The 9,863-nt window shown below is 74.2% G+C and carries 7 protein-coding genes; 4 read left to right on the forward strand and 3 right to left on the reverse strand.

Features of this window, described 5'->3' with window-relative positions; genetic code table 11:
• Positions 1–269, forward strand: a 269-nt coding sequence (locus F2B26_RS11895; RefSeq protein ID WP_268891104.1) for a glycerophosphodiester phosphodiesterase family protein, incomplete at its 5' end; no start/stop codon positions are given.
• 3 nt (positions 270–272) lie between these two features.
• Here F2B26_RS11895 and F2B26_RS11900 read toward each other — a convergent pair.
• The 3 genes from F2B26_RS11900 to F2B26_RS11910 form a co-directional block, all read right to left on the reverse strand.
• Positions 273–1,538, reverse strand: coding sequence for a hypothetical protein (locus F2B26_RS11900; protein WP_159809634.1), 1,266 nt, complete (start codon positions 1,536–1,538; stop codon positions 273–275).
• Between the two features lie 121 nt (positions 1,539–1,659).
• Positions 1,660–2,658, reverse strand: coding sequence for a zinc-binding alcohol dehydrogenase family protein (locus tag F2B26_RS11905; protein ID WP_159809635.1), 999 nt, complete (start codon positions 2,656–2,658; stop codon positions 1,660–1,662).
• A gap of 34 nt (positions 2,659–2,692) precedes the next feature.
• Positions 2,693–3,454, reverse strand: coding sequence for a TetR/AcrR family transcriptional regulator (locus F2B26_RS11910; RefSeq protein WP_235929638.1), 762 nt, complete (start codon positions 3,452–3,454; stop codon positions 2,693–2,695).
• Positions 3,455–3,554: 100 nt separating this feature from the next.
• Between F2B26_RS11910 and F2B26_RS11915 the strand changes: the two genes are divergently transcribed.
• From F2B26_RS11915 to F2B26_RS11925, 3 genes are all read left to right on the forward strand, one after another.
• Positions 3,555–6,380, forward strand: a complete 2,826-nt coding sequence (locus F2B26_RS11915) for an MMPL family transporter (protein WP_159809637.1) — start codon at positions 3,555–3,557, stop codon at positions 6,378–6,380.
• Entirely contained in the window at positions 6,377–8,611 is a 2,235-nt protein-coding gene (locus F2B26_RS11920) for a YhgE/Pip domain-containing protein (RefSeq protein WP_159809638.1), read from the forward strand. Before F2B26_RS11915 ends, F2B26_RS11920 begins: the two co-directional genes overlap by 4 nt.
• A 351-nt stretch (positions 8,612–8,962) precedes the next feature.
• Positions 8,963–9,863 (forward strand): alpha/beta hydrolase (locus F2B26_RS11925; RefSeq protein WP_159809639.1); only part of this gene is annotated, 901 nt, incomplete at its 3' end.

Below are 9,863 nucleotides of genomic sequence, written 5' to 3' on the forward strand. Positions count from 1 at the left end.
CCGCGGCGCTGCCAGGTGCCGCCGCACGCGCCGCGGCACGTCGGGCGCTGCGCGAGGTCGACTGCCTCCAGGTGCCCGAACGGGCTGGGCTGGCGGTGGTGAGTGCGCGGACCCTCGCGCTCGCGCATGCCGTCGGGCGCCAGGTGCACGTGTGGACCGTCGACGAGGTCGCCGACATGCACCGGCTGCTCGACCTCGGGGTCGACGGCCTGGTCACCAACCGCGCCGACCTGCTGCGCGACGTGCTGGTGGCGCGCGACACCTGGTGAGGCTCAGGGTGCCTTGAGGAACCCCACCTCATGGGGCACGTAGACCCAGATCTGCCACGCCCACAGGACCTGCAGCACCGCGAGCACGACGAGCAGCCCCGCCAGCCACCAGCGCGCCCGTCGCACCGGGGTCGGCACCAGCCCGACGAGCGCCGCGAGCAGCGGGAACGCCAGCAGCAGGAAGCGGACCAGGCTGCTGATGACATCGCTCACCGCCGCCAGGTACACCAGGTAGGCCACCGACCAGGCGTACAGCTCCGGCCCGAGCCGCCGGGCGGAGCGCGAGGCCAGCAGGGCGAGCAGCCCGAGCACCGCCAGCACGACCAGCACGGTGACGGTCGGGCTGAGCGTCTCGAGCCGGGTCCACCCGGCGAACGGGCTCACCGGGCGCGGGCGGCGCCACGCCTCCTGGGTGCGCAGGTAGGCGTCCGGCACCCCGGTGACGACCCCGGCGATCACCTGCCAGGCGAAGCCCGAGGCGACCGTGGTGCCCAGCAGCAGCCCGATCGCCGGCCACTCGCGCACCGGCGGTCCGCCGGCCCGCGCCTCGCGCAGCCGCACGAGGGCGTGCACCGCCACGACGGCCGCCAGCGGCAGCGCCACCGCGCGGGTGAACCCGAGCAGCGCCACGGGCACCAGCGCCCACAGGTACCGGCGCCGCAGCACGAGCAGCAACGAGACCGCGACCAGCACGAGCGCGAGCGACTCGGTGTAGGCGGCACCGAGCACCACCGAGGACGGGAAGACGCACAGCACCGCGACGGTCGCCAGCGGCAGCCCGGGCCGGGCCGCCACGGCCGCCGGCGCACCGGCCCGGATGCAGGTGTGCACGCCCAGCATCGCGACCGCACCGACCATGACGGCGACGCTCGGGGCGACCAGGTCCCAGCCGAGCCCGGTGAGGTCCTGCAGCGCCCGCACCAGCCGCGGGTACAGCGGGTAGAAGGCCCAGACGTTCATCGTGACCTGGCCGTCGGCGCGGGTCGGCAGCTGGTCCGGGTAGCCGCCCTCGGCGATCTGGCGGTACCACCAGCCGTCCCACCAGTCGGCCAGGAACACCGCGTAGGGAGGACGTCCCGGCCCCCACCACCGCGCCGGCGTGGACCCCTGCTGCCCGAGCACCACGAGCAGGACGAGCGCCGAGTACACCCGCGAGAGCGCGTAGACCGCGAGCACCTGGACCCACCAGGCCCAGCGACCGGGGCGCCACGGCACCCGCGGCACGGGACGGGACGCCGGGGCGGCCCCGACGCGCTCGACCTGGCTCACGTGCCCTCCTGTCCCCCGACGCAGGACGACGGTAGCCGGACCGAGCACCCGATCCGCCGTCGGGCTCGCAGACCCGCCAGCAGGTGGCGCGCGGCCCCGTCCTCGGGTGGCGCGCGAGGAGTCAGGGCACCAGCACGGCGGCCCCGGCGAACCGGCCGGCGGCCAGGTCGGCGAGCGCCTCGTCGGCCCGGGCCAGCGGGTAGGGCACGGTCGTCACCTGGAGCCGGACGCGTGCGGCCAGGTCGAGGAAGGCGCGCCCGTCGGCCCGGGTGTTGGACGTGACCGAGCGCAGCTGCTTCTCGTAGAACAGCTCGTCGGCGTACACCAGACGCGGCACGTCGGACAGGTGGATGCCCGCGACGGCCAGCACGCCACCGCGGTCCAGGGCGCGCATCGCGACCGGCACGAGGTCGCCGACCGGGGCGAACAGGATGGCCGCGTCGAGCTTCTCGGGCGGGGCGTCGTACGCGCCACCGACCGAGGCGGCGCCCAGCTCGCGGGCCAGCTGCTGGGCCTGCGCACCGCGGGTGAGCACGTGCACCCGGGCGCCCTGGGCGAGGGCCACCTGGGCCGTGAGGTGCGCGCTGCCGCCGAACCCGTAGATGCCCAGCCGCCCGCCCGGTGGCAGGTCGGTGCGGGCCAGCGCCCGGTAGCCGATGATCCCGGCGCACAGCAGCGGGGCCAGCTCGGTGACGTCGTACCCGGGCGGCAGCCGGTAGGCGAAGTCGGCGGGCACCGTCGTGGCGTCGGCGTAGCCGCCGTCGGCGTCCCAGCCGGTGTAGCGCGAGTGCGGGCACAGGTTCTCCGCACCGCGCAGGCAGTACCGGCAGGTCCCGCAGGTGCCGCGCAACCAGGCCACCCCGACCCGGTCGCCGACGGCGAACCCGTCGACGCCGTCGCCGAGCGCGCTCACCTCGCCGACGACCTCGTGACCGGGCACGACGTGCGTCCGGTGCACCGGCAGGTCACCCTCGGCCACGTGCAGGTCGGTGCGGCACACGCCGCACGCCAGCACCCGCACCGCCAGCTCCCCCGGACCGGGGACGGGGTCGGGCCGCTCGACGAGCCGCAACGGCCCGCCGTCCACCGGTCCTGGTCGCCCCACCGTCCACGCGCGCATGGCACCCGCCTCCAGGTCCAGTCCTAGCGCACCGTCAGCCCGGGTGCACCGCGCCCGCGCTGGACTCGGCTGCGGTCTCGGTGACGGGACCGGCGGCGACCTGCCCCGTCACGGTCGGGCCGCCGCCCTCGTGCCCGGTGCGCGTGAGGGTGAGCACCAGCCGGGCCAGGGTGAGCCGCAGGTGCCCGGTGTCGTCCTCCGCGACCCCGTCGAGCAGGTCGTCGCGCACCGAGTCGAGGTAGGTGTTGATGAGCAGCCGCACGGCCAGGTTCGGGTCGACGGTGAACACCCGGCCGGTGCCGTCGAGCGCCTGCTCGATGATCTGCCGGACGGAGGCGACCATCCGGTCGCGCATCTGCACGAAGTCGGCGGCCAGGGCGTGGTCGCGCAGCGCCATGAGCCGGAAGTCGTCGACGATGATGGTCCACCGGCGGTCCGACATGGCCCAGCACAGCACGTCGAGCAGGAGCTCGGCGAGCTGCTCCTCGTCGAGGTGGCTCGCCAGGTGGGGCCGCATCGCCTCGAGCCGTTCGGTGAGCCCGGCGATCCGGGAGAACGTCTGCTTCTCCACGAGCGCGAGGAAGAGCTCTTCCTTGCTGGTGAAGTTGGAGTAGAACGCGCCCCGGGTGAACCCGGCACGTTCGGCGACCTGCTCGACGGTGGCCGCGGGCAGCCCGACCTCGGCGAACACGTCGAAGGCCGCGTCGACCAGTCGTTCGCGGGTGGCGGCCCGGCGCGCGGTGTCCGGTTCGCAGCCACCCCGCCGGGAGGCCACGGGCGGCGTCGATGCTCGCACGGCAGCTCCCTCACTCGGTTGCTGCGATCCTATGGGATACATTGATGTATCGGATACACCGGCGTATCGGATCCATCCTCTGTCACTCTCGGGAGCCGCCGTGTCGTCGACCCTCTACCGTCTCGGTCAGTGGTCGTTCGTCCACCGTCGCCGGGTCGCCGCGCTCTGGCTGCTCGTGCTGCTGGCGGTCGGCGCCGCCGCCGCGACGCTGTCCACGGGCACGAGCAACGAGTTCACCATCCCCGGCACCGAGTCGACGGTCGCCCTCAACCAGCTGTCGCACACCTTCCCCCAGGTGAGCGGCTCCAGCGCCCGGCTGATCGTCGTCGCCCCCGACGGGGTGAGCGCCCAGTCCGACGCCGTGCGGACCCCGATCGAGGCCTTCGTGTCCACCGCCGAGGCGGTCGACCGCGTCGAGGCCGTCGCCGACCCCTACGGCAGCACCGTGAGCGGGGCGATCTCGTCGGACAACTCCGCCGTCATCGTCTCCATCCAGCTCAACGGGCAGAGCACGACCATCCCGGCGAGCACCTCCGACGCGCTGGTCAAGGCCAAGGACACGCTCGCGGCCGCACTGCCCGCCGGGTCCCAGGTCTCGCTCGGCGGTGACCTGTTCACCATCTCGGTGCCGACCATCTCGGCCACCGAGGGGATCGGCGTGCTCGTCGCGCTCGTCGTGCTGCTCTTCACCTTCGGCTCGCTGCTGGCCGCCGGGATGCCGCTGCTCAACGCGCTGCTCGGCGTCGCCATCACGATGGCCGGCATCTACGCCGCCACCCGGTTCGCCACCATCTCCTCGACCACCCCGCTGCTCGCGCTCATGCTCGGACTGGCGGTCGGCATCGACTACGCCCTGTTCATCGTGTCCCGCCACCAGGGACAGCTGCGCTCCGGGATGGACGCCCGCGAGTCGGCCGCACGGTCGTTGGCCACCGCCGGCTCGGCCGTCGTGTTCGCCGGGCTCACGGTGATGATCGCGCTGGTCGGCCTGGCCGTGGCGCGCATCCCGTTCCTCACGATCATGGGGGTCGCCGCCGCGGTCGGCGTCGGGATCGCCGTGCTCGTCGCGCTCACTCTGACCCCGGCGCTGCTCGGCTTCGTCGGCGACCGCATCCGACCCGGACGACGTGCCGAGCGGCGGGCCGCACGTCGTGCCTCACGCGGTGCGCACTCCCCCGCGACCGCACGCGCCGCCGCCGCGCCCGCAGCCCATGCCGCACCCGCCGCTGGACCGTCCGCCACCGCACCGTCCGACGGTGACGAGGACGTGCACCCCAACCGGTTCTTCTCGGCCTGGATCAAGGCCTCGACCCGGTGGCCGGTCGTCACCATCCTCGTCATCGTCGTCGGGCTGGGCGCGCTCGCGCTGCCGGCCCGCGACCTGAGGCTCGCCCTGCCCGACGCCGGGACCCAGCCCGCCGGCTCCCCCGCACGCGTCACCTACGACCTGGTCGCCGAGCACTTCGGCCCCGGCTACAACGGTCCGCTCATGGTGACCGGCTCGATCGTCGGGTCCACCGACCCGCTCGGGCTCATGGCCAACCTCAAGAAGGAGATCGCGGCGCTGCCCGGGGTCGCCGCCGTGCCGCTGGCGACCCCGAACCAGGACGCCACCATGGGCGTCATCCAGGTGATCCCCACAGGTGCGCCGGACTCGACGGAGACGTCCAACCTGGTGCACGCGATCCGGGCCCAGCACGACCACTTCCAGTCCGTCTACGGCGTCGACCTGTCGGTCACCGGCCTCACGGCGGTGCAGATCGACATCTCCGCCAAGCTCGGCGCCGCGCTCGTGCCGTTCGGGATCTTCGTCGTCGGGCTGTCGTTCCTGCTGCTCATGATGGTGTTCCGGTCGCTGTGGGTGCCGCTCAAGGCCACCGCCGGCTACCTGCTGTCCATCGTGTCCGCGTTCGGCGTGGTCTCCCTGGTGTTCCAGCACGGGATCGGCGCGAGCCTGCTCGGCGTCGACCGCACGCCGCAGGCCGTGCTCAGCTTCATGCCGATCGTCGCGATGGGTGTGCTGTTCGGGCTCGCCATGGATTACGAGGTGTTCCTGGTCTCGCGGATGCGCGAGGAGTACGTGCACCGCGGCGACGCCCACCGGGCCGTGCGCGTCGGCTTCCTGTCGTCGGCCAAGGTGGTCACCGCGGCCGCGATCATCATGTTCTCGGTGTTCCTGGCGTTCGTGCCCGGGCACGACACGATGATCAAGCCGATCGCGCTCGGGCTCACCGCCGGCATCTTCATCGACGCCTTCATCGTGCGGATGACGCTCGTGCCCGCCGTGCTGCAGCTGCTCGGCGAGCGCGCCTGGCACATGCCGCGCTTCCTCGACCGGGTGCTGCCGCACTTCGACGTCGAGGGCGAGGGCCTGGCCGACGAGCTGCGCCTGGCCGACTGGCCCGAACCCGGGGCCGACGACGCGATCGCCGCGCAGGGGCTGCGTCTCGACGCCCCCGACGGCATGGCGCTCTACCGCGACGTGACCGTGCGGGTGCCTCGTGGCGGCACGCTCGTCGTCACCGGCCCGCACCGCTCGGGCCGCACCCCGCTGCTGCTCACCCTGGCCGGACGCGCGCACGCCGACGCCGGCACCCTCAAGGTGAACGGGCTGGTGGCCTCCGTGCGCGCCCGCGACATCCGGCACTCGGTGGCTTTCGCCCGGCTGGCCCGCACCGCCGACCCGGTCGGCGAACTCGACGAGGCCTTCGCCACGGGTGCTCCCGTCGTCGTGATCGACGACCTCGACGCGGTCGGCGACCCGTGGCTGCGCCAGGCGGTCCACGAGCGGATCGCCCGTGCCCGACGCGACGACCCGCAACGCACCCTGGTCGTGAGCGTGCTCGACGAGCACGACCTCGACGACCTGCTCCCCCCCGGTCCACGCACCGTCGTCGGCCCGATGCGTCAGGAGGTGCTGGCATGAGCCGGCTGTCCGTCCTCGTCCACCCCGAGCGCATCCGTGGCGGGGGCCGGGGCACCTGGTTCACCGTGATCGGGCTCGTGCTCGTCCCGCTCGTCGTGGGCGGGCTGCTCACCTGGGCGCTGTGGAAGCCGACCGAGCACCTCGACCGCATCACGGCGGCGGTGGTCAACCTCGACGAGCCGGTGACCATCAACGGCCAGACCGTGCCGCTCGGCCGTCAGCTCGCGGCGGGTCTGGTCACCTCGTCCGGCGCGCCGACCAGCGCGTCGAGCACCCCCGCCGCGAGCGGCAACCCGACCCCGACCCCCTCGCCCAGCGCCACCGTGGCGAACGTGTCGAGCTCGGACTCCGGCAGCAACCTCACCTGGGTGGTGACCAACGCCGCCGACGCGGCCGCCGGGCTCGCCTCGGGCACGTACACCGCCGTCGTCACCATCCCGTCGAACTTCTCGGCCGCCGCGACCTCGACCTCCAAGGGCGCCGACGCCGTCCAGGCGACCCTCGACATCGCGACGTCGGAGAAGTCCCGGCCGCTGGACCCGGTGCTCGCCCAGGCCGTCACCAGCACGGCCACCCAGGTGCTCGGCCGCACCCTGACCACCACCTACCTGCAGAACGTGCTGGTGGGCTTCAGCACCCTCGGCACCTCGCTGGCCCAGGCGGCCGACGGCGCGCAGCAGCTCGCCACCGGCGGCAGCCAGCTCTCCTCGGGTGCGAGCCAGCTCGCCACGGGGTCGGCCGACCTGGCCGGCGGTCTGAGCACGTTGGGCGCCGGCACGTCGGGCCTGGCACAGGGCACCGGGAAGCTCGCCACGGGCGCGTCCTCGCTGGCCTCCGGGCTCGACCAGCTCGCCTCCCAGACCGCCGCCTCCGCCGCGACCGCGCAGGCCGCGGTGGGTGGTGCCCAGACGTTCGCCGACGGGCTGAGCGCGCTCGCCGTCGGGATCAACGGGACGTCGTCGACCGACCCCAACAGCCTCTCGTACGGCACGTCGAGCCTTGCCTCGGGGACGTCGGGGCTCAGCACGGGCCTGCAGACCTTCCTCGGCGGGATCGACCTGCTCGCCCAGGGCTGCCAGGCGGGCGACGCCTCGTCCTGCACCACCCTCGTCGCGACGATCCACTCACAGCAGGTGACCTCCGCGCCGGCGGCCGGCGGAACGCCGAGCCTGACCTACAGCGCGGCGCAGCTGGCGGCGGGCGCGGGGAAGCTCAACACCTCGGTCAACGTCGGCACGCCGGGCGTGCCGGCCCTCACCACGAGCACGACGCAGCTCGCCGCCGGGGGCCAGCAGCTCGCCGCCGGGTCCGCCGCGACCGCGAGCGGTCTGCAGACGCTGGCCGGCTACCTCACGCAGTCCGCGAACGGTGCCAGCGCGCTGGCCTCGGGTGCGTCGAGCGCCTCGACGGGTGCGGGCAAGCTCGCCTCGGGTGCGGTGCAGGCCGCCGACGGCGCGTCCCAGCTGGCCTCCGGGGCCAGCGGCCTGGCCACCGGAGCAGCGCAGCTGTCCTCCGGCGCCGGGAGCCTGTCGTCCGGGCTGGGCACGGCCGCCACCCAGGTGCCGACCTACACCAAGGACCAGTCCGACCACATCGCCTCCGTGGTGGCCGACCCGGTCGTGGCCTCGACCGGCAGCACCGATGTGCTCGGCTCGCAGATCATCGCGTTCCTCGTCGCGCTCGCGCTGTGGATCGGCGGTCTGGCGACGTTCCTCGTGCTGGCCGCCATGACACCGCGCGCCCTGGGGTCGACGCGGCCGTCCTGGGCGCTGGCACTGCGCTCCTTCGCCCCCGCGGCCGCGGTCGGCGTGGTCCAGGGGCTCGCGATCACGGCGGTGATGTCCCCGACGCTCGACCTCACGCCCGGCGGCTGGGTGCGGTTCACGCTCATCGCGTGCCTGGCGGGCGTGTCGTTCGCGGCGGTCAACCAGGGGCTCGCGGCGGCCTTCCGCGGGATCGGGCGTTTCGTCGCGGTGCTCGTGGCGACCATCGGGCTCGCGGCGGCCGTCGTCTCGACGGTGCCGGCGCTCGTCGGGCAGCTCTACGACCTCACACCGCTCGGCCCGGCGCTGCACGCGCTGCAGTCCGTGACGGCCGGCGGCGCGCTCGCCGGGCCGGTGGGGCTGCTCGTCGTGTGGATGCTCGCGGGGCTGGCGCTCACGACGGCGGCGATCGCCCGGCACCGGGTGATCCCGGCCGGTCAGCTCGCCCGGTGGTCACGCGCGAACTGACTGGTCAGCCGCGTCGTCTCATGACCTTCATCCCAGCCGTGGATGACGGAAACGGCCCATTCCTTTAGCCGCGCTTGAGGAATGAGGTCGAGGTCACGACGAAGTCAGGCCGGAGGTCCCACCCGGGCCCGGGACCGGCGGACGATGGTCGTGCCATGAGCACCACGAGTGTCCAGTCCACCGAATCCGTGTTCGCCGAGATCGTGCGGGCCACCCTCGAGAAGGACGACCTGCCCGAGTTCTGGGACTGATCTCCCGCACCCGGGTCGGGCCCCGGGGCAGCACCCGCGGGCACGTCCTCCTGGTGGACGGGGCCGCGACGACGGGGCCACCGTCAGTAGCCTGACGACCGTGGCACGCGCCCTGGACCCCGAGATCGCTGCAGGTATCCGCGCCGCCATGGCGGCCACGGCCAAGGGACCGGCACCGGTCGACCTCGCCGGCATCAGGGCCGCCCTCGACGCGGCGATGGAGTCCTACCCGGTGCCCGACGCACCCGGGGTCACGCGCGAGGACCTCCAGCTCACCGACGAGCTGGCGGCCCGGCTCTACCGCCCGCAGCACGAGGCGCCCGGTGCGCTCGTCGTCTTCCTGCACGGCGGCGGTCGCATCGCGGGCTCGCTGGCCACCCACGACCGCATCTGCGCCGGGCTGGCCGCCGACGGCGCGGTGCTCGTGCTGGCCGTCGACTACCGACTGGCCCCCGAGCACCCCTCCCCTGCCGCCGAGGACGACGCCTGGACGGCTCTCGTCTGGGCCGATGCGCACCGCGCGGAGCTCGGTGCCGTCGATCTCCCGCTCGTCGTGGCCGGCGACTCGGCCGGCGGGGGGCTCGCGGCGCTCACGGCGCTGCGCGCCCGCGACGCCCAGGGCCCCGCACTGGCGCTCCAGCTGCTGCTCTACCCCATGCTCGACGACCGGACCAAGGCCACCGACCGGCGCCTCGTGCCGCTCATGACGTGGACCCCGGCGGTCAACGCCCTGGCCTGGGGCGCAGCCCTCGGGGCCGCCGCCGGCACCGATGCCGCCCCGGCCGGTGCAGTACCCGCACGGGCCGAGGACCTGGCCGGGCTGCCCGCCACGTACCTCGAGGTCGGCGACTGCGACCTGTTCCTCGGCGAGGTGCTGGGCTACGCCACCCGGCTGGCCGCCGCGAGCGTGCCGCTCGAGCTGCACGTGCACCCCGGGATGCCGCACGCGGGTGAGGCGATGGCACCGGAGGCGGCGCTGTCCGCGACGGTGCGGGCCGCCC

This window comes from Cellulomonas citrea, from assembly GCF_009829685.1.
In the GTDB taxonomy this organism is placed as follows: domain Bacteria; phylum Actinomycetota; class Actinomycetes; order Actinomycetales; family Cellulomonadaceae; genus Cellulomonas; species Cellulomonas citrea.

What these genes read in the sequence shown, in the direction of transcription:
- F2B26_RS11905 (WP_159809635.1), bottom strand. Translation starts at nt 2,658, where the DNA reads ATGCGCGCGTGGACGGTGGGGCGACCAGGACCGGTGGACGGCGGGCCG.
- F2B26_RS11920 (WP_159809638.1), top strand. Translation starts at nt 6,377, where the DNA reads ATGAGCCGGCTGTCCGTCCTCGTCCACCCCGAGCGCATCCGTGGCGGG.